This window comes from Jeotgalibacillus malaysiensis, assembly GCF_044789845.1.
Classification (GTDB): domain Bacteria; phylum Bacillota; class Bacilli; order Bacillales; family Jeotgalibacillaceae; genus Jeotgalibacillus; species Jeotgalibacillus malaysiensis_A.
Genome location: NZ_CP085252.1, coordinates 1,656,039 through 1,682,127 on the forward strand (window position 1 = coordinate 1,656,039; position 26,089 = coordinate 1,682,127).

24 protein-coding genes are annotated in these 26,089 nt (G+C 42.2%); all 24 read left to right on the top strand.

Features of this window, described 5'->3' with window-relative positions:
• The first annotated feature begins 5 nt into the window (after positions 1 to 5).
• The 24 genes from pyrH to LG330_RS09095 all read left to right on the top strand — a co-directional run bounded on the left by pyrH (position 6) and on the right by LG330_RS09095 (position 26,083).
• Positions 6 to 731 (top strand): UMP kinase, encoded by a 726-nt coding sequence (pyrH, locus tag LG330_RS08980; RefSeq protein WP_404409214.1) that lies wholly within the window; start codon positions 6 to 8, stop codon positions 729 to 731.
• Entirely contained in the window at positions 731 to 1,288 is a 558-nt protein-coding gene (frr, locus tag LG330_RS08985) for a ribosome recycling factor (RefSeq protein WP_404409216.1), read from the top strand. Before pyrH ends, frr begins: the two co-directional genes overlap by 1 nt.
• 143 nt (positions 1,289 to 1,431) lie before the next feature.
• The gene (locus tag LG330_RS08990) at positions 1,432 to 2,226 is read left to right on the top strand and encodes an isoprenyl transferase (RefSeq protein ID WP_404409218.1); all 795 of its coding nucleotides are present in this window, start codon (positions 1,432 to 1,434) and stop codon (positions 2,224 to 2,226) included.
• Positions 2,223 to 3,011 carry a phosphatidate cytidylyltransferase gene (locus LG330_RS08995; protein ID WP_404409219.1) on the top strand — a complete coding sequence of 263 codons (789 nt, stop codon included), beginning with the start codon at positions 2,223 to 2,225 and terminating at the stop codon, positions 3,009 to 3,011. The genes LG330_RS08990 and LG330_RS08995 overlap by 4 nt, the downstream gene beginning before the upstream one ends.
• Positions 3,012 to 3,030: 19 nt before the next feature.
• Entirely contained in the window at positions 3,031 to 4,182 is a 1,152-nt protein-coding gene (gene dxr, locus LG330_RS09000) for a 1-deoxy-D-xylulose-5-phosphate reductoisomerase (RefSeq protein WP_404409222.1), read from the top strand.
• Between the two features lie 83 nt (positions 4,183 to 4,265).
• Positions 4,266 to 5,540, top strand: a complete 1,275-nt coding sequence (gene rseP / locus LG330_RS09005) for an RIP metalloprotease RseP (protein ID WP_404409224.1) — start codon at positions 4,266 to 4,268, stop codon at positions 5,538 to 5,540.
• A gap of 26 nt (positions 5,541 to 5,566) precedes the next feature.
• Positions 5,567 to 7,279: a proline--tRNA ligase gene (locus LG330_RS09010; RefSeq protein WP_404409226.1), complete on the top strand. Its 1,713-nt coding sequence runs from the start codon at positions 5,567 to 5,569 to the stop codon at positions 7,277 to 7,279.
• A 249-nt stretch (positions 7,280 to 7,528) separates the two neighbouring features.
• Complete coding sequence (locus tag LG330_RS09015) at positions 7,529 to 11,836, top strand: PolC-type DNA polymerase III (RefSeq protein WP_404409228.1); 4,308 nt, start codon at positions 7,529 to 7,531, stop codon at positions 11,834 to 11,836.
• Positions 11,837 to 11,971: 135 nt separating this feature from the next.
• Positions 11,972 to 12,439: a ribosome maturation factor RimP gene (gene rimP / locus LG330_RS09020; protein ID WP_404409230.1), complete on the top strand. Its 468-nt coding sequence runs from the start codon at positions 11,972 to 11,974 to the stop codon at positions 12,437 to 12,439.
• 21 nt (positions 12,440 to 12,460) lie between these two features.
• A complete protein-coding gene (gene nusA, locus LG330_RS09025; RefSeq protein ID WP_404409232.1) occupies positions 12,461 to 13,585 on the top strand; it encodes a transcription termination factor NusA in 1,125 nt (374 codons plus the stop codon).
• Between the two features lie 14 nt (positions 13,586 to 13,599).
• Positions 13,600 to 13,875 (top strand): RNase P modulator RnpM, encoded by a 276-nt coding sequence (gene rnpM / locus LG330_RS09030; protein ID WP_404409234.1) that lies wholly within the window; start codon positions 13,600 to 13,602, stop codon positions 13,873 to 13,875.
• Positions 13,872 to 14,180 (top strand): YlxQ family RNA-binding protein, encoded by a 309-nt coding sequence (locus tag LG330_RS09035; RefSeq protein ID WP_404409236.1) that lies wholly within the window; start codon positions 13,872 to 13,874, stop codon positions 14,178 to 14,180. The genes rnpM and LG330_RS09035 overlap by 4 nt, the downstream gene beginning before the upstream one ends.
• A gap of 13 nt (positions 14,181 to 14,193) precedes the next feature.
• Positions 14,194 to 16,362, top strand: coding sequence for a translation initiation factor IF-2 (gene infB / locus LG330_RS09040; RefSeq protein WP_404409238.1), 2,169 nt, complete (start codon positions 14,194 to 14,196; stop codon positions 16,360 to 16,362).
• A complete protein-coding gene (locus LG330_RS09045; RefSeq protein WP_404409239.1) occupies positions 16,359 to 16,637 on the top strand; it encodes a DUF503 domain-containing protein in 279 nt (92 codons plus the stop codon). The genes infB and LG330_RS09045 overlap by 4 nt, the downstream gene beginning before the upstream one ends.
• 35 nt (positions 16,638 to 16,672) lie before the next feature.
• On the top strand, positions 16,673 to 17,017 hold the full coding sequence (gene rbfA / locus LG330_RS09050) for a 30S ribosome-binding factor RbfA (protein ID WP_404409241.1): 345 nt from the start codon (positions 16,673 to 16,675) through the stop codon (positions 17,015 to 17,017).
• Positions 17,018 to 17,139: 122 nt separating this feature from the next.
• Positions 17,140 to 18,051, top strand: coding sequence for a tRNA pseudouridine(55) synthase TruB (gene truB / locus LG330_RS09055; protein ID WP_404409242.1), 912 nt, complete (start codon positions 17,140 to 17,142; stop codon positions 18,049 to 18,051).
• A 13-nt stretch (positions 18,052 to 18,064) separates the two neighbouring features.
• The gene (gene ribF, locus LG330_RS09060; RefSeq protein WP_404409244.1) at positions 18,065 to 19,006 is read left to right on the top strand and encodes a bifunctional riboflavin kinase/FAD synthetase; all 942 of its coding nucleotides are present in this window, start codon (positions 18,065 to 18,067) and stop codon (positions 19,004 to 19,006) included.
• Positions 19,007 to 19,155: 149 nt separating this feature from the next.
• A complete protein-coding gene (rpsO, locus tag LG330_RS09065; protein ID WP_134371748.1) occupies positions 19,156 to 19,425 on the top strand; it encodes a 30S ribosomal protein S15 in 270 nt (89 codons plus the stop codon).
• A gap of 124 nt (positions 19,426 to 19,549) precedes the next feature.
• Positions 19,550 to 21,664, top strand: a complete 2,115-nt coding sequence (pnp, locus tag LG330_RS09070; protein WP_404409246.1) for a polyribonucleotide nucleotidyltransferase — start codon at positions 19,550 to 19,552, stop codon at positions 21,662 to 21,664.
• A gap of 141 nt (positions 21,665 to 21,805) precedes the next feature.
• Positions 21,806 to 23,041: a M16 family metallopeptidase gene (locus LG330_RS09075; protein ID WP_404409248.1), complete on the top strand. Its 1,236-nt coding sequence runs from the start codon at positions 21,806 to 21,808 to the stop codon at positions 23,039 to 23,041.
• A gap of 108 nt (positions 23,042 to 23,149) precedes the next feature.
• Entirely contained in the window at positions 23,150 to 23,434 is a 285-nt protein-coding gene (locus tag LG330_RS09080) for a YlmC/YmxH family sporulation protein (protein ID WP_404409249.1), read from the top strand.
• Between the two features lie 16 nt (positions 23,435 to 23,450).
• Positions 23,451 to 24,335, top strand: a complete 885-nt coding sequence (gene dpsA / locus LG330_RS09085) for a dipicolinate synthase subunit DpsA (RefSeq protein WP_404409251.1) — start codon at positions 23,451 to 23,453, stop codon at positions 24,333 to 24,335.
• A 4-nt stretch (positions 24,336 to 24,339) separates the two neighbouring features.
• Positions 24,340 to 24,939 (top strand): dipicolinate synthase subunit B, encoded by a 600-nt coding sequence (locus tag LG330_RS09090; RefSeq protein WP_404409253.1) that lies wholly within the window; start codon positions 24,340 to 24,342, stop codon positions 24,937 to 24,939.
• Positions 24,940 to 25,039: 100 nt separating this feature from the next.
• A complete protein-coding gene (locus LG330_RS09095; RefSeq protein ID WP_404409255.1) occupies positions 25,040 to 26,083 on the top strand; it encodes an aspartate-semialdehyde dehydrogenase in 1,044 nt (347 codons plus the stop codon).
• Positions 26,084 to 26,089: the final 6 nt, after the last annotated feature.

Sequence of the window (26,089 nt, forward strand, 5' to 3'; positions counted from 1 at the left end):
ACTCTATGAGTAAATCAAGATACAATCGAGTGGTATTGAAACTAAGCGGTGAAGCACTTGCAGGAGAAGCAGGATTTGGTATTCATCCTCCGATTATAAAGTCAGTAGCTGAACAGATTAAAGAACTTTCTGATCTAGGTGTTGAAGTAGCTGTTGTTGTAGGCGGCGGTAACATCTGGCGCGGGAAGATCGGCAGTGAAATGGGAATGGACCGGGCATCTGCTGATTATATGGGCATGCTTGCCACAGTGATGAATTCACTTGCCCTGCAGGACAGTCTTGAAAATGCAGGGGTACAAACCCGCGTGCAGACTTCAATTGAAATGCGTCAGGTTGCAGAACCATATATCAGAAGAAAAGCCATTCGACATCTTGAAAAGAAGCGCGTCGTAATCTTTGCAGCAGGAACAGGAAATCCTTATTTCTCTACAGATACAACTGCTGCACTGAGAGCTGCTGAAATTGAAGCTGAAGTCATTTTAATGGCTAAAAACAATGTGGATGGCGTTTATTCTGCAGATCCTAAAATAGACACAGATGCAGTAAAATATGATGAACTGTCATTTTTAGACGTATTAAAAGATGGTTTGGCTGTAATGGATTCAACAGCTTCATCCTTATGTATGGACAACGATATCCCGCTCATAGTATTCTCAATTATGGAGAATGGAAATATTAAACGTGCCGCTCTTGGTGAACCAATCGGTACAGTTGTCAGGGGGAAAAAATAATGGCTCAACAGACAATGAATGAAACAAAAGACAAAATGTCTAAAGCAATTCAATCTTTTTCACGTGATCTTGCAAGCATTAGAGCAGGTCGTGCGAGTGCTTCTTTACTTGATAAGATTCAGGTGGAGTACTATGGTGCGCCGACACCGCTTAACCAGGTAGCATCAATCTCTGTTCCGGAAGCAAGATTGCTCCAGATCACACCTTATGATAAGACTGCACTTGGAGATATTGAAAAAGCGATTCAAAAATCAGATCTTGGATTAAATCCTTCTAATGATGGCTCGCTGATCCGTATCACAATCCCGGCACTTACTGAAGAACGCCGCCGTGAGCTTGCAAAACAGGTGAAAAAAGAAGCTGAAGAAGCGAAGGTGAATATTCGTAACATCCGCCGTGATGCAAACGATGATCTTAAAAAGCAGGAGAAAGCGGGAAACATCACTGAAGATGATCTGCGAGGCTACAGCGATGATGTTCAGAAGATGACTGACGAGCATATTGCAAAGATTGATGAGCTGGCAAAAGCTAAAGAACAGGAAATCCTTGAGGTTTAATCAAATCTTATTAGAAAACCCTCTACAGTGTAGGGGGTTTTCTTCGTTAAAGCCCCTTTTCAAAACAAGGCAACATTTTCAAGTATATATTTGATATGATAGGACTAGCATAAAATATGCAATTACCTGATGGGGGAAATACAATGCTCGAAAAAATGAAAAGATGGACATCCTTGAAAGAACCGGAGTCCCTTTCACAACGAATCAATAATTGTAAAAACTATAAAATACCTGATCATATTGCGATCATTATGGATGGTAATGGCAGATGGGCAAATAAAAGAGCGTTGCCACGGGTTGCAGGACATCATGAAGGCATGAAAACTGTAAAACCGATTACCAGACTTGCTAATGACCTTGGCGTAAAAGCACTGACGCTATACGCATTTTCAACTGAAAATTGGGTCAGACCAAAAATGGAAGTAGAGTTCCTGATGAAGCTGCCGGAAGAGTTCCTTGGCACATTTCTACCGGAGCTGATTGAAGAAAACGTACAGGTACAAATGATGGGGGACAGAGAACAAGTCCCTGCCCATACGCTCCGGGCCGTCGATCAGGCAATAGAAAAAACATCAAATAACGATGGACTTGTCTTAAACTTTGCTTTGAACTATGGCAGCAGAAATGAAATTATTCAGGCAGTGAAAGACTTTGCGACGGATGTAAAATCCGGTAAAGCAGATCCGGATGCGCTAACGGATGATCTGTTCAGCTCTTATCTGATGACGCCGCACCTTGGTGATCCTGACCTGCTGATCAGAACGAGCGGTGAAATCAGATTAAGTAACTTTATGCTGTGGCAGCTTGCTTATACTGAGTTCTGGTTCACAGATGTGTTATGGCCTGATTTTAAGGAAGAAAATTTAATTGAAGCGATTGAAGGCTTTCAAAAGCGTTCGAGAAGATATGGCGGTTTAAAAAGCGAGGATCTGACATGAAACAACGAATTATAACAGGTGTGCTCGCGGCAGCACTATTTATTCCGGTCGTCTGGGTTGGAGGATTGCTGTTTGTAATCGGGACTTATTTTATTGCAACAGTTGCATTGTATGAGGTGCTCAGAATGCGCTCAATCCAGTTCCGTTCCATTCCCGGTGCGATCTCAATGATTACACTCTGGATATTTCTGCTGCCAAACGAATATTATGAATTACTTAATCAGCTGAACTATTCAAAAATAGAAACTGCACTATTATCAGTATTATTGTTACTTGTTTATACTGTTTTGAAAAAGAACCGTTTCACATTTGATGATGCAGCATTTGCTGTATTTGCAATGCTGTATGTCGGGATTGGTTTTTTCTATTTTATCGAAACTAGAGATGCAGATATTTTATGGGTTGTCTATGCACTAATTATTATCTGGACGACTGATTCCGGTGCATATTTTATCGGAAAATCAATGGGTAAAAGAAAGCTTTGGCCTGATATTAGTCCAAATAAGACAGTTGAAGGATTTGTTGGCGGGATTTTAAGTGCACTGGTTGCTGTAGTTATTTTTTATTTTCTCGCGCCTCTTGATGCAATACTGTGGTATCTGATCCCGGCAACAGTTGTACTATCGGCTTTCGGACAAATTGGAGATCTGGTTGAATCTGCACTGAAGAGACATTACGGGGTGAAGGATTCAGGTAATATCCTCCCTGGACACGGCGGTTTGTTAGACCGTTTTGACAGTCTGCTATTTGTATTACCGCTCATGCACATTCTGCAATTAATCTGATGAAGGAGCTAAATGATTTATGAAAAAGATTTCATTACTTGGAGCTTCGGGATCAATTGGACTCCAAACGCTTGATGTATTACGTGCCCATCAGGATTCATTTAAGCTGGTCGCTTTTTCTGTGGGGCGTAATATCGATCAAGCCAGAAAAATTATTGAAGAATTTAATCCTTCTTTAGTATCTGTACAATCAAAAGATGATGCAGAGATGCTGTCAGGAGAATACATAGGGAAAACGGTTGTTTTGCATGGCGCTGAAGGTCTGATAGAAACCGCTGTTCATCCTGAAGCAGAGCTGCTTGTAAATGCAGTGCTTGGCAGTGTAGGACTCGAGCCGACATTACAGGCTATTAGTGCAGGAAAAACAATCGCCATAGCAAATAAAGAAACGCTTGTTACTGCAGGACATCTGGTAATGGAAGCGGCTCGGAACAATAACGTAACCATTCTTCCTGTTGACAGTGAACATTCAGCAATTTTCCAGGCACTTCAGGGAGAAAATCAAAAAAATATTGAAAGATTAGTTATTACAGCTTCAGGCGGAAGCTTCAGAGATCTGTCCCGTTCAGAGCTTGAAGGTGTGACTGTAAAAGATGCGCTCAATCACCCGAACTGGTCAATGGGCGCAAAAATTACAATTGATTCAGCCAGTATGATGAATAAAGGTCTTGAAGTAATCGAGGCAAAGTGGCTGTTTGATTTACCATATGACAAAATTGATGTACTTCAGCACAGGGAGAGTATCATACATTCTATGGTAGAGTTTCATGACAGCTCAGTGATGGCTCAGCTCGGCACGCCTGACATGAGAGTCCCGATTCAGTATGCACTGAGTTACCCGGATCGCTTTGTCCATAAAACGGACCACAGACTGCGACTTGAGGAGATCGGAAAGCTTCATTTTGAAAAGATGCACCTTGAACGCTTCAGATGTCTTGATTTTGCTTATCGCGCTGGCCGGACAGGCGGTACAATGCCAACTGTTTTAAATGCAGCAAATGAAGCAGCAGTTGCATTGTTTTTGAAAGAGCAAATCAGCTTCCTCGATATTGAACATGTAATAGAACAAGCGATGTCATCTCATCATCCGGTACCGAACCCTGATCTTGAAACCATTACGTCAGTTGATCAGGAAACACGTTCAAAAATTCTTGCGGAATTTAAACGCTGATTGTACACCAGTAATTTTGGAACGTGCTACAATAGGTTAAAGTCTGTGCATTCAGACACAACTATGTTAAAGGTGGTATGACGATGAACTCAGTCATCGCATTTATAATCATTTTCGGTGCGCTCGTATTCTTCCATGAGCTGGGACACTTTGTCTTTGCTAAAAGAGCGGGTATCCTATGCCGTGAATTTGCAATCGGAATGGGTCCGAAAGTGCTTGCTTTCAAGAAAAATGAAACACAGTATACCCTTCGCCTGCTGCCGATTGGCGGGTATGTCAGAATGGCCGGTGAAGATGCAGAACTGATGGAATTAAAGCCAGGATTCAGAGCAGGTTTAATATTGGGTCAGGATGAAAAGGTTGAAAAAGTCGTACTGAATAATAAAGACCGTTACCCTGATCTTCGTGTCATCGAAGTAGCTGAAGCAGAACTTGAAAAAGAACTGTATATTAAAGGTTATGAAGAGGGCGAAGAGACTCTGAAACGGTTCGATCTTTCTGAAAAAGCTGTATTTGTCGAGGATGGCGTGGAAACGCAGCTTGCTCCGTGGAACAGACAATTTAATTCAAAAAAGCTGCACCAGCGCTTTTTAACGATTTTTGCAGGTCCTGCCATGAATTTCGTGCTCGCATTTATTGTTCTATCAATTATTGGTATGTCTGCTGGAATTCCTGTTGACCGCGCAGTGCTTGGAGATATTGTGCCAGGTGATCCTGCTGATGAAGCAGGACTTGAAAAAGGTGATGAGGTCACTGCGATTTCAGGAGAAGAAATTTCTACATGGGCAGATCTGACAGGCATTGTCAGTGAGTCACCCGGTGAGGAAATCACAATTGATGTTCAAAGAGGAGAAGAATCTCTTTCATTCAATGTAACCCCTGAAGAGAGAACGTTTGAACAGGGTGACCGAACAATTTCGCAAGGGATTATCGGCGTTTATAATCCCAGAATAGAATCGCCAAGTATTTTCCAAAGTGTTCAATACGGTGCTGAACAGACCTATTTCTGGACAGTAACAATTTTTGATTTGCTGGGAGATTTAATTACAGGTCAGTTTTCGATTGATGCATTAGCAGGACCGGTTGGTATATATAAGAGCACTGAAGAAGTTGCAAAAGCAGGGATTTACCAGCTGATGCAGTGGGGTGCGATTTTAAGTATTAACCTTGGTATAATGAACCTTCTGCCACTTCCGGCATTGGACGGCGGCAGACTGCTGTTCTTCGGTTTTGAAGCCTTGCGCGGAAAACCGATCGACAGGCAAAAAGAAGGTATGGTTCATTTTGTAGGATTCGCATTATTAATGCTGCTCATGATCGTTGTAACCTGGAACGACATCCAGCGATATTTCTTATAAGCAGAGAGAAAATAGAGGTGCTATAGATGAAACAGAGTCAAACGTTAATTCCAACATTAAAAGAAACTCCTTCAGAAGCTGATGTAAAAAGTCATCAGCTGCTGCTTAGAGCGGGATATATCAGACAAAATGCAAGCGGCATTTATTCATTTCTGCCACTTGGTTTGAAAGTGCTTCAGAAAGTAGAAAACATTATTCGTGAAGAAATGAATGCTGCGGGTGGAGTTGAAATGCTGATGCCTGCACTTCAGCCGGCTGAACTATGGGAAGAATCGGGGAGATGGTTCACATACGGACCTGAGCTGATGAGAATGAAGGACCGTCATGAGCGTGAATTCGCTCTGGGGGCAACACATGAAGAAATGATTACAAGTCTGCTTCGCGATGAAGTAAAGTCGTATAAACGCCTCCCGCTGACAGTTTATCAGATTCAGACAAAATACCGTGACGAGAAGCGTCCGAGATTTGGCTTACTCAGAGGCCGTGAATTCTTAATGAAGGATGCTTATTCATTTCATGCCTCAACGGAAAGTCTGGATGAAGCTTATGACAGACTGTTCGAAGCCTATCAGAACATCTTTCGCAGATGCGGTTTGAATTTCCGGGCTGTACTGGCTGATTCCGGTGCAATCGGGGGGAAAGACAATCATGAATTTATGGTTCTTTCTGAGATTGGTGAAGACACAATTGCATACTCTGATTCATCTGATTATGCTGCGAACCTTGAAATGGCAGCTGTGAATAAGCAGTACGAAAAGAAAGCCCACAGTGGAAAAGAAAAAGAAGAAGTATCTACTCCTGACCAGAAGTCAATTGACGCTGTAGCGGATTTCCTTGGTGCAGGTAAAGAAGACACAGTTAAGTCAATGCTGTTCATCGTAGACGAAAAGCCGGTGCTTGTGCTTGTACGCGGAGATCATGAAGTGAATGATGTGAAAGTTAAAAATGCAGTGAATGGACGTGTGGCAGAACTTGCAACCGAAGAAGAGGCAGTCCAGTATACAGGTGTCAAGCCGGGTTCAATCGGACCTGTCGGACTTTCAGAAGAAGTGACGATTATCGCTGACAATGCTGTCGAGGCTATGGGAGACATGATCGCCGGAGCTAACCGGGAAGGTGTTCACTACAAGCATCTCCAGGCCGGAAGAGATTTCGAAGTGTCCCAGTACGCAGATATCCGTGTTGTTGTTGAGGGAGACCCTTCACCGGATGGAAATGGTACGATTCAATTTGCGCGTGGAATTGAAGTTGGTCACGTATTTAAGCTTGGTACAGTATACAGTGAGCCAATGAATGCAAATATTCTGGATGAAAATGGACGCTCCAATCCAATGATTATGGGTTGCTATGGTATTGGTGTATCACGTACACTTGCAGCAATGGCTGAGCAGTTTAATGATGAGAATGGATTGATCTGGCCAACAAATATTGCGCCATATGATATTCATCTCCTCGCTGTGAATATGAAAGATGAAACGCAGGCTCAGACCTCAGAAGAGCTCTACAAACTCTTAACAGATTATCGTTATGACGTGTTACTTGATGATAGAAAAGAGCGTGCGGGTGTTAAGTTTGCAGATTCAGACTTAATGGGGCTGCCAGTCAGAATTACGGTTGGTAAGCGCGCATCAGAAGGAATTGTTGAAGTTAAAATTAGAAAAAATGGCGAGTCTTATGAAGTACAGAAGGAAGAATTAACTGACAAACTGCAGGAGATTTTTCGCCAGGCTAACGCTTAACCATTAAGCTATGTTAAAGGTTAGTGTTGTTTTTGCACAGCTGGTGATTGGAGCGTAAGGGGGCGACTCCTGCGGAAAATGATCGTGAAAGACCCCGGAAGGCAGTGGTCTTCTGCCTGGCCTGAGCGTTCGTCCGCGGAAAGCGTCCCCCTGGAGCTGCAATCAACAGCCAACTTTAACAAAGCCTACTATTTAAAAACCTGAGGCTGGTGCTTGCACCAGCCTTTGCTGTCTGAATAAGGAGGAACTATGAGTACAGATTTGTCAAAAAGAGAAAAGTTCCGGCTGTTATTGACTCAATTGAATATGACTGGAGATATGTATGCTGATCATTTCGAAGAAGCTGAAATTGAAAGGCTTGCAGTCCATAAAAAAGAAAAAAAGTGGCACTTTGTTTTCAATCTGAGGTCGGTTGTCCCCTGTCAGATTATGAAGGACTTTACTGCAAGGCTTAATCAGTCATTTCAGCATATCGCTCAGGTTTCTTTTTCTATAAAGCTTGCTGAAGCAGATATATCAGCAGACACAGTGCTAGATTACTGGGAAACATGTCTTGAGGAGCTGCAGGGAATAGCCCCTCCATTACTTAATCTGTTAACTGTCCAAAAGCCTGAGATTAATGGCAATAAGATTACTATTAAAGTGTCAAATGAAACTGAAGGAATGCAGATCAAAAATAAATATACTGAGGTTCTGAACAGTGCATTTGAAAAATGGGGTTTTGGTCCATTTGTTCTTCATACAGAGGTATCAACAGAAGGATCTAATGAAGAATACGAAGCTTTTGTTGAATCCAAGAAAAAAGAAGAAGAAGAATGGGCAAAACAGGCACTGGTTGAAATGCAAAAGCTTGAAGATCAGAAAAATGCAGCTGACACACATACAGGTCCTGTTGCAATCGGTTATTCAATTAAACCGGATGAGCCAGTGGCAATTAAAACGATTCAGGAAGAAGAGCGGAAAATTGCGGTTCAGGGGCTTGTATTTGATGCTGAAGTGAAAGAACTCAGAAGCGGAAGATCACTACTCACGTTTAAGGTCACTGATTACACTGATTCAATTCTTGTAAAAATGTTTTCCCGTGATAAAGAAGATGCGGCGATTATGCAGCAGCTTAAAAAAGGCATGTGGGTCAGAGCTAAAGGATCAATACAAAATGATACATTTGTAAGGGACCTTGTGATGATTGCACAGGATGTGATGGAAATTCAGCCGTTTCTCAGACAGGATACATCTGATGAAAAGCGTGTGGAGCTTCATCTGCATACACCAATGAGTCAAATGGATGCTGTTTCATCTGTTTCTTCATTGGTATCACAGGCAAAAAAATGGGGACATAAAGCCGTGGCAATTACTGATCACGCAGTTGCTCAATCTTATCCGGAAGCACACGCGGCAGGAGCCAAAAATGATATCAAAATCTTATATGGCTTAGAAGCAAATCTTGTAGATGATGGTGTTCCGATTGCCTACAATACTGCTGACAGAGAGCTTGAAACTGAATCATATATTGTATTTGACGTTGAAACGACCGGCTTATCAGCTGTTTACGATAAAATCATTGAACTTGCTGCAGTAAAGGTGAAAGAAGGGGAGATAATCGACCGCTTTGAGCGTTTCGCAAACCCTCATCACCCGCTTTCAGCAACAACAATTAACCTAACGGGCATCACCGATGATATGGTCAGGGATGCGCCTGAAATAGAAGATGTGCTGGCTGATTTTAAAAAGTGGTGTGGGGATAATACCCTCGTTGCGCACAACGCATCCTTCGATATGGGCTTTTTAAATGTGGGTTATAAGCGTGCAGGTATGGATAAAGCTGCAAATCCTGTCATAGATACGCTTGAACTTGCGAGATTTCTGCATCCTGAATTTAAAAACCATCGCTTAAATACACTCGCAAAGAGATTTGATGTAGAACTTACGCAGCATCACCGGGCGATTTTTGATGCGGAGGCAACAGGGTACATTCTGGCAAGGCTGTTAAAAGAAGCGAAGGATAAAGGGATTACAAACCACAATCAGCTGAACGACTACATGGGGGAAGGTGATGCGTTTAAACGGGCAAGACCGAATCATATTACGATTCTGGCTCAGACACAGGCTGGTCTGAAGAACCTGTTTAAGCTTGTATCCATCTCCCACCTTGAGTACTTCTACCGTGTGCCGCGTATTCCGAGATCGCTGCTTAATAAACATCGGGAAGGTCTCTTAATCGGTTCAGCATGTGATAAAGGGGAAATCTTTGAAGGGATGATGCAGAAATCCCCTGAAGAAGTTGAAGAGCTTGCTGACTTCTATGACTATATTGAAGTTCAGCCCCCGGCAGCTTATCAGCATTTAATAGATTTAGAGTTAGTAAGAGATGAGGATAACCTTCGGGAGATTATCAAAAAGGTTGTCGACTTTGCAGACAAAATGAACATTCCGGCCGTTGCAACCGGTAATGTCCATTACGTAAATGAGGAAGATAAAATTTACCGTGAGATTCTCATTGCTTCACAGGGCGGTGCTAACCCGCTGAACAGGCATAAACTGCCTGATGTTCATTTCAGAACAACAAATGAAATGCTCGATGCATTTTCATTTATCGGAAAAGAAAAGGCCAAGGAGATTGTCATTGATAACACAAATAAAGTCGCTGATATGATTGAAGATGTGACACCAATCAAAGATGAACTCTATACACCTAAAATTGAAGGTGCCGATGAGGAAATGCGCGAAATGAGTTATGGGATGGCGAGACGTATTTATGGGAATGAGCTTCCTGAGATTGTAGAAGCAAGACTTGAAAAAGAACTGAAAAGTATTATCGGGCACGGGTTTGCTGTTATTTACCTGATCTCACATAAGCTTGTAAAAAAGTCACTGATTGATGGCTACCTCGTAGGGTCACGTGGATCAGTAGGTTCATCCTTCGTTGCAACGATGACTGAGATCACGGAGGTTAATCCGCTGCCGCCGCATTATGTATGCCCGAACTGTAAGCAGTCTGAGTTCTTCAATGACGGGTCGGTCGGTTCAGGGTTTGACCTTGATGATAAAGATTGTCCAGCATGTAAGGTGCCATACATTAAAGACGGTCAGGATATTCCGTTTGAAACCTTCCTAGGATTTAAGGGGGATAAAGTACCGGATATCGACTTGAACTTCAGTGGTGAATATCAGCCGATTGCGCATAATTACACAAAAGTACTGTTCGGTGAAGACTATGTGTATCGTGCCGGAACAATCGGTACTGTAGCAGATAAAACAGCCTTTGGGTATGTTAAGGGATATGCAGGTGATCATAACCTGCACTTCAGAGGTGCAGAGGTTGAAAGACTCGCAGGAGGATGTACGGGAGTGAAACGGACAACTGGTCAGCACCCGGGCGGTATTATTGTTGTTCCTGATTATATGGATATTTATGATTTCACACCAATCCAGTTCCCGGCTAACGCGAGTGAGTCTGAATGGAAAACAACGCATTTTGATTTCCATTCTATACATGATAATCTGCTTAAGCTTGATATACTCGGGCACGATGATCCGACCGTTATCAGAATGCTTCAGGATTTATCCGGTATTGACCCTAAAACCATTCCGACTGATGACCCTGAAGTGATGAAAATTTTCAGCGGAACAGAATCACTCGGTGTAACGCAGGAGCAGATCATGTGTAAAACCGGGACACTTGGGATTCCGGAGTTCGGAACCAGATTCGTCAGACAAATGCTTGAAGATACTAAGCCGACGACATTTTCTGAATTAGTTCAGATATCCGGTCTGTCTCACGGAACTGATGTATGGCTTGGTAACGCGCAGGAGCTCATTCATAACGGTATTTGTGAGCTGTCTGATGTAATCGGCTGCCGTGATGATATTATGGTTTATCTGATCTATCAGGGGCTTGAACCTTCACTTGCATTTAAAATTATGGAGTTTGTCCGTAAAGGAAAAGGCCTTTCACCTGAATGGGAAGAAGAAATGAAAAAGAATGGTGTGCCTGACTGGTATATTGACTCATGTAAGAAAATCAAATACATGTTCCCGAAAGCACACGCTGCAGCCTACGTTCTCATGGCTGTCAGAATCGCTTATTTCAAAGTTCATCATCCGATTCTCTATTATGCTGCATACTTTACGGTGCGTGCAGAAGACTTTGACCTTGAAGCAATGGCTGCCGGCTCTCAGTCAATTAAAGCTAAGATCGAAGGCATTAATGCGAAAGGACTCGATGCAGCACCGAAGGAGAAAAGCTTACTGACAGTACTTGAATTATGTCTTGAAATGGTGGAGAGAGGTTATACTTTCAAGCAGGTGGACCTTTATAAGTCAGATGCAAAAGAGTTTAAGATTGAAGGAAATTCATTAATACCGCCATTTAACGCGATTCCGGGGCTTGGTACGAATGCAGCAATCAATATTGTTGAAGCCAGAAAGAATGGTGAATTTCTTTCGAAGGAAGATCTCCAGAAGCGAGGTAAGGTTTCAAAGACAATTATTGAATACCTGGATTCACAGGGATGTCTTGCCGGACTGCCTGATCAGAACCAGCTATCCCTATTCTAGGCGATTTGCACGGGTTCGCAATATATGGTATTATATTCACGGAAATGTTTTAGATAACTCTGACGTCAAAAGAGTGGGTGCCGCCCGCTCTTTTGTGTTGTTTCAGGCATTTTTCAGAGATGATGGAGGAAACAGATGAGTAAAATTACAGAACTAACTGAAGAACTTGTAAACCCAATTCTAGATGATATGAATCTTGAACTAGTAGATGTGGAGTTTGTGAAGGAAGGGTCTAATTGGTTTCTTCGCGTGTTTATTGATAAAGATGCCGGTGTTGATATTGAAGAATGCGGGATTGTCAGTGAACGTCTGAGCGAAAAACTTGATGAGCTTGATCCAATTCAGCAGAACTATTTTCTTGAAGTCTCGTCTCCAGGTGCTGAGCGCCCTCTGAAAAAGGAAAAAGACTTTCACAATGCAATTGGCAAACAGGTATATGTAAAAACATATGAGCCAATCGATGGCATGAAAGAAATAGAAGGCGTACTGGACAATTATGATGGAGAAACACTGAATATAACGGTTACCATCAAAACGAGAAAAAAAGAAATGGCAATTCCAAAAGAAAAAGTAGCGAAAGCAAGGTTAGCTGTTACATTCTAACCGGTGAAAGGAGAGAAAAGAATGAGTACTGAATTACTCGATGCGCTCACATACCTTGAAAAGGAAAAAGGTATTGACCGTGATGTTCTGATTGATGCGATTGAAGCAGCACTTGTCTCTGCTTACAAACGCAACTTCAACCAGGCACAAAATGTACGCGTGGATCTGAACCTTGATACCGGATCAATGCGTGTATTTGCCAGAAAAGAAGTTGTTGATGAAGTTTTTGATTCGCGTCTTGAGATCTCAATTGAAGATGCGCAGGAAATCGACCCGGCTTATGAAGTGGGCGATATTGTGGAACTTGAAGTAACGCCACGCGACTTTGGCCGTATTGCAGCTCAAACAGCAAAACAGGTCGTTACACAGCGTGTAAGAGAAGCTGAAAGAGGCATTATATATACTGAATTTGTTGACCGTGAAGATGACATTATGACTGGAATTGTCCAGCGTCAGGATCACCGTTTTATATATGTCGCTTTAGGTAAGATCGAAGCACTTCTACCTTTAAATGAGCAAATGCCTAATGAATCTTATAAGCCGCACGACCGGATTAAGGTTTATATTACAAAGGTTGAAAGAACAACAAAAGGTCCACAGATCTTTGTTTCAAGAACTCATCCTGGACTGCTGAAGCGTCTGTTTGAAATCGAAGTGCCTGAAATCTTTGATGGCACTGTAGAAATTAAATCAGTGTCACGTGAAGCTGGAGACCGTTCTAAGATTTCTGTGCACTCAGATAATGAAGAAGTCGATGCAGTTGGTGCTTGTGTTGGTGCCAAGGGCGGCCGTGTACAGGCAATCGTTAACGAGCTGAAGGGTGAAAAGATTGACATTGTAGAGTGGTCAGAAGATCCTACAGTATTTGTTGCCAATGCACTCAGCCCATCAAAGGTAGTAGATGTGCAGGTAAATGAAGAAGACAAAGCTACAACTGTTGTTGTACCCGATTACCAGCTGTCACTGGCAATTGGTAAGCGCGGACAGAATGCAAGACTTGCTGCAAAGCTTACCGGCTGGAAAATCGATATCAAGAGTGAAACGGATGCACGTGAAATGGGCATATTCCCACGTGATGATCAGCCGCTTTTCTCAGACGAAGATATGGAAAATCCATTCACATATCCAGAAGACGATATCGAGTAAAGGAGTTTATTCCAGTGACGAAAAAACGCAAAATACCTTTACGCAAATGTGTTGCAACGCATGAAATGAAAGAGAAGAAAGAAATGATCCGCATCGTCCGTTCCAAAGAGGGTGTTGTTTCTATTGACCCTTCTGGAAAGAAATCAGGACGCGGTGCATATCTATCTAAAGATAAAGATGCAATTTTAAAAGCAAAAAAGAAAAATGTATTAGCAAGCCACTTAGAAGCTGAAGTACCGGAAGAACTGTATGATGAGCTTCTTGAATATGTGGAAGCGGGGCACAAATGAAACAGCCGAAATGGATGTCATTATTGGGTCTTGCGACTCGGGCAGGAAAAGTTATATCAGGCGAAGAATTAGTTGTGAAAGAGATCAGAAACAGTAAAGCAAAATTAGTTTTACTGTCAGAAGATGCTTCACCCAACACAAGGAAAAAAGTGACGGACAAAGCATCATTCTATCAGGTTCCGGTCAGAACGGTAAAAGACCGGTATGTACTTGGACAATTGATCGGTAAGGACGCAAGAGTTACAGTTGCTGTCCTTGACAAAGGCTTCGCGGATAAACTGATCTCACTGCTCGACGAATCTTAACGGGGGTGAACGAATGAGTAAGGTACGTGTATATGAATACGCAAAAAAGCAAAATGTCACCAGTAAAGAAGTAATTGATAAACTAAAAACGTTTAATATTGAAGTGAAGAACCATATGGCAACACTAGAAGGTGATGCTGTAACTAAGCTCGATAAAGCTTACACAAAAGGCCAGGATCAATCAGCCAAGCCTCAAGCACAGAATAAGCCACAAAATCAAAACCGCGGCGGCGGTCAGCAAAATCGTGGTGGCCAGGGTGGCGGACCACAAAATCGCGGAAAAGGCGGTCAGGGTGCTCAGGGCGGCCAGGGCGGCAAAGGACGCGGAGGACAGCAGCGTCCGGGACAAAACAGAGGCGGTAAAAATAATCGCAATCAGAAGAACAAACAACCGTTTACACCAACGCCAATGAAGCCAAGAGAGCTTCCTGAAAAAATTACATTTACAGAATCCCTGACAGTTGCAGAGCTTGCCAAAAAGCTGCACAGAGAGCCATCTGAAGTGGTTAAAAAGCTATTTATGGTCGGCGTAATGGCGACAGTTAATCAGGAACTTGATAAAGATGCAATTGAGTTGATCTGTGAAGATTATGGTGTTGAAGTTGAGGAAGAAATTCTTGTAGATTCAACTGACCTTGAAACTTATTTCGATGAAGAATCTGATGCGGACAAGCTTGTTGAACGTCCTTCAGTTGTTACAATCATGGGACACGTAGACCATGGTAAAACGACACTGCTTGATTCAATCCGGAAAACAAAGGTAACAGAAGGTGAAGCAGGCGGTATCACTCAGCATATCGGCGCTTACCAGATTGATCATGAAGATAAGAAAATTACTTTCCTTGATACACCAGGACACGCAGCTTTCACAACAATGCGTGCACGTGGTGCGAAGGTAACAGATATTACGATCCTAGTTGTGGCAGCAGATGACGGTGTTATGCCTCAGACAGTTGAAGCAATTAATCATGCGAAAGCTGCTGAAGTACCAATTATTATTGCAGTGAATAAAATGGACAAACCTGCAGCCAATCCTGATCGCGTGATGCAGGAGCTAACAGAACATGGTCTTGTACCTGAAGCATGGGGCGGAGATACAATTTTCGTACCTGTATCAGCATTAACTGGTGAAGGTATTGACAGCCTGCTTGAGATGATCGGTCTTGTATCTGAAGTTGAAGAATTAAAAGCAGACCCTACGCGCCGCGCAATGGGAACTGTTATTGAAGCTGAGCTTGATAAGGGCCGTGGTTCAGTAGCTACGCTTCTTGTTCAGGATGGTACGCTTAGAGTAGGTGACCCAATTGTTGTCGGTACAACATTTGGCCGCGTGCGTGCTATGGTTAATGATGTTGGCCGCCGCGTGAAAGAAGCTGGCCCGTCAACACCTGTAGAAATTACAGGCCTGAACGATGTGCCGCTTGCAGGTGACCGTTTCGTTGTATTTGAAGATGAAAAAACGGCACGTTCTATTGGAGAAACACGTGCTCAGCAGGCACTTCAGGCTCAGCGTGGGGAAAAGACCCGCGTATCGCTTGATAACCTGTTTGAACAAATGAAACAGGGTGAAATGAAGGACCTGAATGTCATTGTTAAAGGTGATGTTCAGGGTTCTGTAGAAGCTGTTGCTGCTTCTCTTCTTAAAATTGAAGTTGAAGGTGTAAATGTAAAAATCATTCACACTGCAGTAGGTGCAATTACTGAATCTGACATTACACTTGCAGCTGCATCAAATGCAATCGTGATCGGCTTTAACGTGCGTCCTGATGCAAATGCAAAACGTGCAGCAGATGCAGAACAGGTTGATGTGAGACTTCATAGAATTATCTATAAGGTAATTGAAGAAATCGAATCAGCAATGACTGGTCTCCTTGACCCTGAATTCGAAGAAAAAGTGATTGGTCAGGCAGAAGTACGCCAGACGTTTAAAGTATCTAAAGTTGGAACAATTGCTGGAAGCTACGTAACGGAAGGTAAGATTACGCGCGACAGCGGCGTAAGATTAATCCGTGATGGCATTGTTGTATTTGAAGGCGAGCTTGATACGCTTAAGCGTTACAAAGATGATGCAAAGGAAGTAGCAAAAGGTTACGAATGTGGTATTACATTAAAGAACTATAATGATGTAAGAGAAGGGGACATTTTTGAAGCGTTTGTCATGGAAGAAATTAAACGCAAATGATTGTCCGGGCTGAATGTGAATTTCACTTACCTCTTTCACACTCATTAAAAGATAAGAGATCTGTGTTAAAGCGGGTCCTTACAAGGGTAAAGCAAAAGTATAATGTTTCCGCTGCTGAGACAGACTATCAGGATAAGTGGCAGCGTACCATCATTGAACTCGTTTCGGCAGCATCAGATTATGCAGCTGCTGAAATTGAAATCAAACGGGCAATCTCGCTGATGGAATCATTTCCGGAGTGGGAACCTGTAGCTGCCGAGATAGAAAGACTTTAACGGAAACAAATCTTCTTGATAAGAGGTGGCATGTTATGTCATTGCGCTCAAACAGAGTCGGAGAACAAATGAAAAAAGAGCTTGGCGATATCATTGGCCGAAAGATTAAAGATCCAAGAATCGGTTTTGTTACAGTCACTGATGTGGATGTTACAGGTGATCTTCAGCAGGCGACTGTGTATATTACAGTCCTTGGCGATGAAGAACAACGTGAAAATACACTTCGCGGCCTCGCTAAAGCAAAAGGATTTATCCGTTCTGAAATTGGACAGAGAATCAGGCTGAGAAAAACACCTGAACTGTTATTTGAATTTGATGAATCAATTGAAACGGGTAACCGTATTGAGTCATTAATTCGTGATTTGAAGGAACGAGAATAAAACGGAGGCAGGCAGAATTCATTCTGCCTGCCTTTTTTAAGTTTATTGCTATATGATTAAGTCTGTTAATGTATTCTCACATTAAAAAAGCCAAACATTTAAACCGAACAGGAGTTATGAAAATGAACGGTATACTACCACTCTGGAAAGAACCGGGGATGACCTCCCATGATTGTGTATTCAAAGTCAGAAAAATACTGAAAACAAAAAAGGTCGGGCATACCGGTACATTAGATCCTGATGTTGATGGTGTACTGCCGATCTGTATTGGAAGAGCCACGAAAATTGCTGAGTACATAACAGAAGCAGGGAAATCTTACAGAGCACAGTTCGTTATCGGGGAATCTACCGAAACAGAAGACGCCTCAGGTGAGATCGTTGAGAAAGTAGAGGTTGTAGAGCCCTTTTCAATTGAGCAGCTGCTTGAAACGGCAGAGAAGCTTACCGGCAGCATCGAACAGACTCCACCAATGTATTCAGCAGTAAAAGTGGACGGTAAAAGGCTGTATGAATACGCAAGAGTAGGTAAAATGGTTGATCGTCCTTCGCGTATAGTGAAGATCCATCATATTGAAATAGATGAACGTTCTTTAAATTATGATGAAGTAAGTCATACATTTAAATTTGAAGCTGATATCGCATGCGGGAAAGGGACCTATATTCGTACGCTCGCTGTCATGTTTGCTGAAAAGTTAGGGTATCCCGGTCATATGGCAAGACTGACACGTACATCATCTGCGAGGTTCACAGCTGAAGATTGTATCACGCTTGAAGAACTCGCAGTTCTTGAGGATCAGCAGTCAGTGTTAAAACCGCTTGAACTCGGTTTATCCGGATTGAAGAACATCACAGTTAGTGATACAGTTGCTAGTAAAGTGAAGCATGGTGCTGTATTGCCTGTACCTTCCGACTGGACAGGCGAAATGGGAGAGCCGGTCGCAGTATATGATGAGCAAAACGTTTTGGCTATTTATCACCTACATCCGGAAAAAGCTGGAATGATAAAGCCAGTAAAAGTGATTTGGACAGGATGAGAAAGGAATTGTCATGAAAGTATATACGCTTCGTCACCCGCATGAAATGAATCAGGAAGACTTTCCACCGCTATCCATAGCACTTGGTTTTTTTGACGGTGTCCACCTGGGTCACCAGAAAGTGATCGGTGCTGCACTTGATTATGCCAGAGAGAATGGGGTTAAAAGTGCAGTGATGACTTTTGATCCTCATCCCTCAGTCGTGCTGAGTGCGAAAAAAAGCAATGTGCAATATTTATCAACACTCGAACAGAAGATTAAAAAGATCGAAGCATTAGGGATTGATTATGTACTGGTTGTGCGGTTCACTTCAGCTTTTGCATCTTTAGAACCTCAGGAATTTGTTGATCAATACTTAATCGGACTGAATGCTGTGCATATCACAGCAGGCTTTGATTATTCATACGGAAAATTCGGTCGGGGTAAGATGGAAACACTACCTTTTCACGCCCGTGGCAAATTCACATCGACTACAGTTGAAAAACAGACAGATGATAACGAAAAAATCAGTTCCACAAGAATCCGTGAACTCTTATCAGCTGGTAATACTAATAAAGCTGCAGCATTACTCGGCTCAAGTTACGAGACAGAAGGGCTGGTTGTCCACGGTGAAAAAAGAGGACGGAAAATCGGATTTCCCACAGCAAATATTGAAACATTGAACAATCTACTCATACCGTCACCGGGCGTATATGCGGTGAAGTTAAAAGTAAATGATATATGGCATGACGGAATATGTAACGTCGGTTATAAGCCGACATTTAATGACCCTGATCATGCGCAGCTGAGCGTAGAAGTGCATCTATTTGAATTCGATGAAAGCATTTACGGTGAAAATGTACTCGTACAGTGGCTTGACCGGATCAGAAGTGAAAAAAAGTTTAACGGTGTAGATGAGCTGATCGCCCAAATAGAAAAAGATAAACAAAAGGCGATTGCTATCCATCAAAGATAGGCCTGTGCCTCAGCAACTCCAGGTTGCAACGGCATTTAGCTTATGATAGTATATTCATGTACGAATGAACCTTTGCTTGGCATCGCGGTTTCTCCGCCGTCTGCTCGGTAACAGGGGATTTTAATAAAAATAATAGGAGGCTATTTACTATGGCTATTACTCAAGAACGCAAGAACGAAATTATTCAGGAATTCCGTACACACGAGGGAGATACAGGATCTGTAGAAGTACAGGTTGCGATTCTTACTGAAGATATCAACAACCTGAACCAGCACCTTCGTACTCATAAGAAAGACCACCATTCACGTCGCGGACTATTCAAAATGGTAGGACGTCGCCGTAACCTGTTGTCATATCTTCGTAATAACGACGTAGCTCGTTACCGCGAACTGATCAACAAGCTTGGTCTTCGTCGATAAGAATGCAATGATGAAAAGCGGGCCTCGTCCCGCTTTTTTATTAGGATAAAAATGATACATTTTGTACATAGTGAAAAGAACAGTAAATTGATTTACTATGTTTAATACAGAAAGGGGTTTTTAGATGGACCAGAACAAACAGGTTTTTACAACCACCTGGGCAGGAAGAGAGCTTACAGTTGAAGTTGGCCAGCTTGCAAAGCAGGCGAGCGGAGCTGCTCTTATCAGATATGGTGATACAGTTGTACTAAGTACAGCTACAGGTTCTAAAGAGCCTAAGCCACTTGATTTTTTCCCGCTGACAGTTAACTATGAAGAAAGAATGTATTCAGTAGGTAAAATCCCTGGTGGATTTATTAAACGTGAAGGCCGTCCAAGTGAACGTGCTGTTTTAACGAGCCGTCTGATTGACCGTCCGATCCGTCCATTGTTCCCGGATGGTTTCCGTAATGATGTGCAGATCATGAGTATGGTCATGAGTGTAGACCAGGACTGTTCATCAGAAATGGCAGCAATGCTTGGATCTTCACTTTCACTTTCCGTATCTGACATTCCATTCGGCGGACCGATTGCCGGAGTAATGGTTGGTTTAATTGATGAAGAATTTATTATTAATCCTACAATTGATCAGCAGAATAAGAGTGAAATGGAATTAATCGTTGCAGGAACAAAAGATGCAATCAACATGGTTGAAGCAGGAGCCTTTGAAGTGTCTGAAGAGAAGATGCTTAAAGCGATTATGTTCGGTCATGAAGAGATCAAAAAACTAATTGCATTCCAGGAAGAAATTGTTGCTGCATGCGGTAAAGAAAAAAGAGAAATCGTTTTAGCAGAGCTGAATCCTGATGTTGTCAGCAGAATGCAGGAAATGGCTGGAGAAAAGCTTGTTTCAGCTGTTCAGACACATGAAAAGCATGCGCGTGAAGAAGCAATTTCAACAGTGAAAAAAGAAGTGCTTGCTGTTCTTGAAGAAGAAGAGGCAGACGAGGACTATACAAAAGACGCGAAGAAAGCACTTGATCAGATGGTCAAAGCTGAAGTTCGCCGACAGATCACTCAGGACAAGCTTCGTCCGGATGGTCGTAAACCAGAAGAAATCAGACCGCTTTCTTCTGAAGTTGGCACACTGCCAAGAACACACGGTTCAGGTCTGTTCACACGTGGACAAACGCAGGCTCTAAGTATTGCAACACTTGGACCTCTAGGAGATGTTCAGATTATTGATGGACTTGGCCTTGAAGAGTCTAAGCGTTTCATGCATCATTATAATTTCCCGTTATTCAGCGTAGGGGAAACAGGACCAATCCGTGGACCGGGTCGTCGTGAAATCGGTCACGGTGCGCTTGGAGAGCGTGCGCTTGAAAAAGTGCTTCCTGATGAAAAAGACTTCCCTTATACAATCCGTCTGGTATCAGAAGTACTTGAATCAAACGGATCTACATCTCAGGCAAGTATCTGTGCGAGTACGCTTGCAATGATGGATGCCGGGGTTCCTTTAAAAGCGCCAGTAGCCGGTATTGCAATGGGTCTTGTGAAATCAGGGGAAGATTATACGATCCTGACAGATATTCAAGGTATGGAAGATTTCCTTGGTGACATGGACTTTAAAGTTGCAGGTACAGCTAAGGGTGTAACAGCACTTCAAATGGATATTAAGATTGAAGGTCTAACAAAAGAAATTCTAGAAGAGGCACTGATGCAGGCGAAAGAAGGCAGAATGCATATTCTTGATTCGATGCTTGCGACAATCAGTGAACCGAGAAAAGAACTTTCTGAATACGCACCTAAGATCATCCAGCTGAAAATTAATCCGGATAAGATCCGTGATGTAATCGGGCCAAGCGGCAAAACAATTAATAAAATCATTGAAGAAACCGGCGTTAAAATTGATATCGAGCAGGATGGTACAGTTTTCATTGCGTCAGCTGATTCTGAAATGAATGCGAAAGCGAAGCAGATTATCGAAGATATGGTCAGAGAAGCAAAAGTTGGCCAAAATTATCTCGGTAAGGTAAAGCGGATTGAAAAATTCGGTGCTTTCGTTGAAATCTTTAACGGAAAAGATGGTCTTGTGCATATTTCTGAACTTCAGGAAGAGCGCACTAATAAAGTGGAGGATGTCCTTTCACTTGGAGATCAGATTGAAGTAAAAGTGACAGAAATTGATAATCAGGGACGCGTTAATTTATCGCGTAAAGCAGTTATCAAAGAGCAGAAGGAAAGAGAAGAACAAAAATAGAGTATATAAACCGGCTGAATAGCCGGTTTTTCTATGTAATAAACTCTTCCTGAAGACATTTAAAAGCTTTTTTAGATGAAAAAATCCATTAACCATAGTAAAATGTTTCATTAAGTGCAATAAGTTTAGGAGATGTTTTAAATGATTACACGACATACTTGTAAAAACGGTTTACGAATTGTTTATGAGCATATTCCATCAGTCAGATCAGCTGCAGTTGGCATCTGGATTGGAACAGGCTCAAGGGATGAAGATCAGAATAATAATGGGATCTCCCATTTCATAGAACATATGCTGTTTAAAGGAACGAAAGAACGTTCAGCACGAAGAATTGCGGAGGAATTTGACAGAATCGGCGGACATGTAAATGCTTTTACGTCAAAAGAATATACCTGCTATTATGCGAAAGTACTTGATAATCACGCGAAGCATGCGTTAGAAGTGCTTGCTGATATGTTCTTTCATTCAGTGTATGACCCTGAAGAGCTTGAAAAAGAAAAAAATGTGGTGCTGGAAGAAATTAAGATGTATGAGGATACACCTGATGATATTGTTCATGACCTTTTAGGAGAAGCTGTTTATGGCAATCATCCACTCGGCTATCCGATCCTCGGTACTGAATCAACTTTAAAATCTTTTACAAGTAATGATTTGAAAAAATATGTCTTTGAGATGTATCGTCCTGAAGATGTAGTTGTTTCAGTGGCGGGTAATATTACTGAGGAATTCATCAAAGAAGTTGAAGCATTATTTGGGGATTATACTGCTTCTAAGGAAGAAAAAAGAAGTAACGAACTGCCCGAATTTAATGATACTCACCTTTCAAAAAGGAAAGAAACTGAACAGGCGCATCTCTGTCTCGGCTATGACGGACTTCCGATTGGACATGAAGATACTTACAGTCTGATCGTTATGAATAACGTGTTAGGCGGCAGTATGTCTTCAAGACTGTTTCAGGATGTAAGAGAGGATAAGGGACTTGCTTACTCAGTATTTTCTTACCATTCAGCCCACCGTGACAGCGGTTTATTAACAATTTATGCAGGAACGGGTGCTGACCAGCTGGATGCGCTGTATGAAACCATTCAGTCAACAACAGCTAAATTGAAAGCCAGTGGCTTAACAGATGACGAGCTTCATTCCTCAAAAGAGCAATTAAAAGGAAACCTGGTGCTTGGTCTTGAAAGTACGAATGCAAGAATGAGCAGAAACGGTAAAAATGAATTAATGCTCAAAAGACACCGGTCAATGGATGAATTGATCGAAAAAATTGATCAGGTATCTCAAAACTCAGTAAAAAGGGTAGCTGATCAGATACTTGGAGCCAGATTTGCTTCTTCAGTCATCTCTCCTCAGGGGGAAAAGGTATCAATCTAATCATGGATATAAGGATGAGACCTCAGCGTCTCATCCTTTTGTTTATATATTTTTTTCTTTCTTCATATAGTTAATGATCAAATGATTTAACTTAGAGGAGGAAGAAAAATGAGAATGAGCGAACTGTACAGAAAAGAAATGATCGATATAGATCAGGCTGAAAGAATGGGCATTCTTGGTAATGCGGATATTGAGTTTAACGATGAAACAGGAGAAATTATTAACATATTAGTACCAGCCGGTAAAATCAGTCCCTTTAAAAGCGCTAAAGAGGAATATGCAATCCCGTGGAAAAGTGTTCATGCTGTAGGAAAAGAACTGATTCTTATTAAGGGTAAACAATCACAAACAGACCAGCAGTTACATAGTATACCGGAGAATAAAGAAGAATGAAGTGAGTGAATGCTGAGTGAAAAACGAGGAACTGAGGGGTAGAAGAACCGCTGTAATCGGTGGGGATGCAAGGCAGCTTGTAATCGCTGAAGCATTATGTAAAAAAGGAGCAGAAGTTTTCCTGTGCGGCTTTGATCAGCTCAACCTTTCTGAGCCTGGCTATCGAAAGACATCCTTAGATCAGATTCCTTTTGAAGAACTTGACGCACTGATCTTTCCGGTAAGCGGAATAGGGGTAAATGGGGATATTAAATCGTCATTCAGTGCCAGTAATCTTTATATACATGAACAACTATTGAATCGGATACCGGAAAATTGCTTATTATTCACAGGAATTGAGACATCATGGTCGACAGCCAGTAAAAGAAACTTCGTATATTTGTTTGAAAAAGATGAGATTGCAATTCTAAATTCAATCCCGACGGTTGAGGGGATCATCTGGCTGATCATTCAGCATACGGAGTATACAATTCACGGCGCTCAGATCGTCATTACCGGATGTGGAAGAGTCGGACTGACAGCAGCCAGGGTACTTCATGCACTCGGTGCAAAAGTGACAGCCTTATCAGAAGTGAAAGCTGAAGTTGCACGAATGAGTGAAATAGGTGTAAAAACAAAACCGCTGAAAGAGTTACAAACCTGTTTAAATCAGGCTAATATCTGGATTAATACAATCCCGTCAATTGGAATTATTAATCAGCAAACTTTAACAGCATGCAATCCAAATGTTTTTATTGTGGAACTTGCATCCCATCCACCTGCAGTCCAAAAAGAATTAGCCCGGGAGAAAAATATTAATTATCTTGAAGCACCGAGTCTGCCGGGCCTTGTGGCACCAAAAACTGCAGGTGAAATTCTGGCGAAGTCCATTCTTGATCAGATCATTGAAAAAGGGGAATAAACAGATGTTAAAAGGAAAGAGAATTGGTTTTGGATTTACGGGTTCTCATTGTACCTATCATTTGGCATTGCCTGAATTAATCAGGCTGAAAGAGCTTGGAGCGGAGATCGTACCGGTTGTAAGTTATACAATGCAAACAACGAATACCCGTTTTGGTGAAGGTGAAGAATGGGTAGAAAAAATTGAAAAGGCAGCGGGACAGCCATGTATCAGATCCATAGCAGATGCAGAGCCCCTGGGTCCTGGAAAGCCGCTTGACTGTATGGTGATTGCGCCATTAACGGGGAATTCCCTTGCCAAGCTTGCGAATGCATTAACAGATTCACCGGTACTAATGGCAGCAAAAGCAACGATGAGAAATCATAAACCAGTTGTCATTGCCATCTCGACAAATGACGGCCTGGGACTGAACGGGATGAATATAATGAAACTGATGGGTGCAAAAAACATATATTTTGTCCCATTCAGTCAGGATGATCCTTTTAATAAACCGAACTCTCTTGTAGCCCATATGGACGAAATTCCGGAAACGGTCATAAAGGCTTTAAAAAGAGAACAGCATCAGCCTGTCATAACATTAAGCACTTTAAGTAAAAGAGATTGAGAAAATCAAAGAATAAGTGATACAATGTGTTGTATGAATACACATTAGTGCTTTACCTGTCTAACGCATTACAGGGAAAGAGTGGAAGGGAGTTTTTTATATGAAGGGTACAGGATATAACGTAGCAGTAGTAGGTGCAACAGGAGCAGTCGGAACTCAGATGCTCTCAATGCTTGAGCAGAGAGATTTTCCAGTCGGAACAATTAAACTCCTTTCATCGGCAAGGTCAGCGGGTCAGACAATCCAATTTAATGGTGCGCCAGTCACAGTAGAAGAGGCAACTCCTGACAGCTTTGAGGGAATTGATATTGCATTATTCTCAGCAGGAGGCAGTATTTCAAAACAACTCGCGCCTGAGGCAGCAAAGCGCGGTGCGATCGTAATAGATAATACGAGTGCATTCAGAATGGATCCGGATGTACCTCTGGTCGTTCCTGAAGTAAATGAATTGGATCTGCAGCAGCATAAAGGAATCATCGCGAACCCAAACTGCTCAACAATTCAGATGGTCGCAGCTTTGGAACCGATCAGAAAAGAACTTGGTCTGTCAAAAGTAATTGTTTCTACTTATCAGGCTGTTTCAGGGGCCGGCGTACAGGCAATTGATGAGATGAGAGCACAATCACAGGCCATCCTTAACGGAGAAGAACCTGAAGCGAACGTTTTGCCGGTTAAAGGAGATAAAAAGCATTATCAGATTGCCTTCAATGCAGTACCACAAATTGATGTATTTGATACAAATGGCTATACATTTGAAGAAATGAAAATGATTAATGAGACTAAGAAAATTATGCATATGCCTGAACTTAAAGTATCAGCGACATGTGTAAGGCTGCCAGTAGAAACAGGTCATGCAGAGTCTGTTTATATCGAAGTTTCCGAAAAAGGAAAAAACACTGCGGATATTCACAGAATTCTTTCCGGGGCACCAGGTGTGACCCTTCAGGATAATCCTGACCAGCAGGAATACCCGATGCCAAGCACGGCTGCAGGCAAAACAGATGTGTATGTAGGCAGAGTCAGAAAAGATCCGGATGAGGATCATGGATTCCATATGTGGATCGTGTCAGATAACCTATTAAAAGGAGCTGCGTGGAACTCAGTACAAATCGCAGAAAGCCTGATTAAACTAAAACTTGTATAATACGCA

Coding starts and splice junctions, on each gene's coding strand:
- pyrH (WP_404409214.1), top strand. CDS start 6: ATGAGTAAATCAAGATACAATCGAGTGGTATTGAAACTAAGCGGTGAA.
- frr (WP_404409216.1), top strand. CDS start 731: ATGGCTCAACAGACAATGAATGAAACAAAAGACAAAATGTCTAAAGCA.
- LG330_RS08990 (WP_404409218.1), top strand. CDS start 1,432: ATGCTCGAAAAAATGAAAAGATGGACATCCTTGAAAGAACCGGAGTCC.
- LG330_RS08995 (WP_404409219.1), top strand. CDS start 2,223: ATGAAACAACGAATTATAACAGGTGTGCTCGCGGCAGCACTATTTATT.
- dxr (WP_404409222.1), top strand. CDS start 3,031: ATGAAAAAGATTTCATTACTTGGAGCTTCGGGATCAATTGGACTCCAA.
- rseP (WP_404409224.1), top strand. CDS start 4,266: ATGAACTCAGTCATCGCATTTATAATCATTTTCGGTGCGCTCGTATTC.
- LG330_RS09010 (WP_404409226.1), top strand. CDS start 5,567: ATGAAACAGAGTCAAACGTTAATTCCAACATTAAAAGAAACTCCTTCA.
- LG330_RS09015 (WP_404409228.1), top strand. CDS start 7,529: ATGAGTACAGATTTGTCAAAAAGAGAAAAGTTCCGGCTGTTATTGACT.
- rimP (WP_404409230.1), top strand. CDS start 11,972: ATGAGTAAAATTACAGAACTAACTGAAGAACTTGTAAACCCAATTCTA.
- nusA (WP_404409232.1), top strand. CDS start 12,461: ATGAGTACTGAATTACTCGATGCGCTCACATACCTTGAAAAGGAAAAA.
- LG330_RS09035 (WP_404409236.1), top strand. CDS start 13,872: ATGAAACAGCCGAAATGGATGTCATTATTGGGTCTTGCGACTCGGGCA.
- infB (WP_404409238.1), top strand. CDS start 14,194: ATGAGTAAGGTACGTGTATATGAATACGCAAAAAAGCAAAATGTCACC.
- LG330_RS09045 (WP_404409239.1), top strand. CDS start 16,359: ATGATTGTCCGGGCTGAATGTGAATTTCACTTACCTCTTTCACACTCA.
- rbfA (WP_404409241.1), top strand. CDS start 16,673: ATGTCATTGCGCTCAAACAGAGTCGGAGAACAAATGAAAAAAGAGCTT.
- truB (WP_404409242.1), top strand. CDS start 17,140: ATGAACGGTATACTACCACTCTGGAAAGAACCGGGGATGACCTCCCAT.
- ribF (WP_404409244.1), top strand. CDS start 18,065: ATGAAAGTATATACGCTTCGTCACCCGCATGAAATGAATCAGGAAGAC.
- rpsO (WP_134371748.1), top strand. CDS start 19,156: ATGGCTATTACTCAAGAACGCAAGAACGAAATTATTCAGGAATTCCGT.
- pnp (WP_404409246.1), top strand. CDS start 19,550: ATGGACCAGAACAAACAGGTTTTTACAACCACCTGGGCAGGAAGAGAG.
- LG330_RS09075 (WP_404409248.1), top strand. CDS start 21,806: ATGATTACACGACATACTTGTAAAAACGGTTTACGAATTGTTTATGAG.
- LG330_RS09080 (WP_404409249.1), top strand. CDS start 23,150: ATGAGAATGAGCGAACTGTACAGAAAAGAAATGATCGATATAGATCAG.
- LG330_RS09090 (WP_404409253.1), top strand. CDS start 24,340: ATGTTAAAAGGAAAGAGAATTGGTTTTGGATTTACGGGTTCTCATTGT.
- LG330_RS09095 (WP_404409255.1), top strand. CDS start 25,040: ATGAAGGGTACAGGATATAACGTAGCAGTAGTAGGTGCAACAGGAGCA.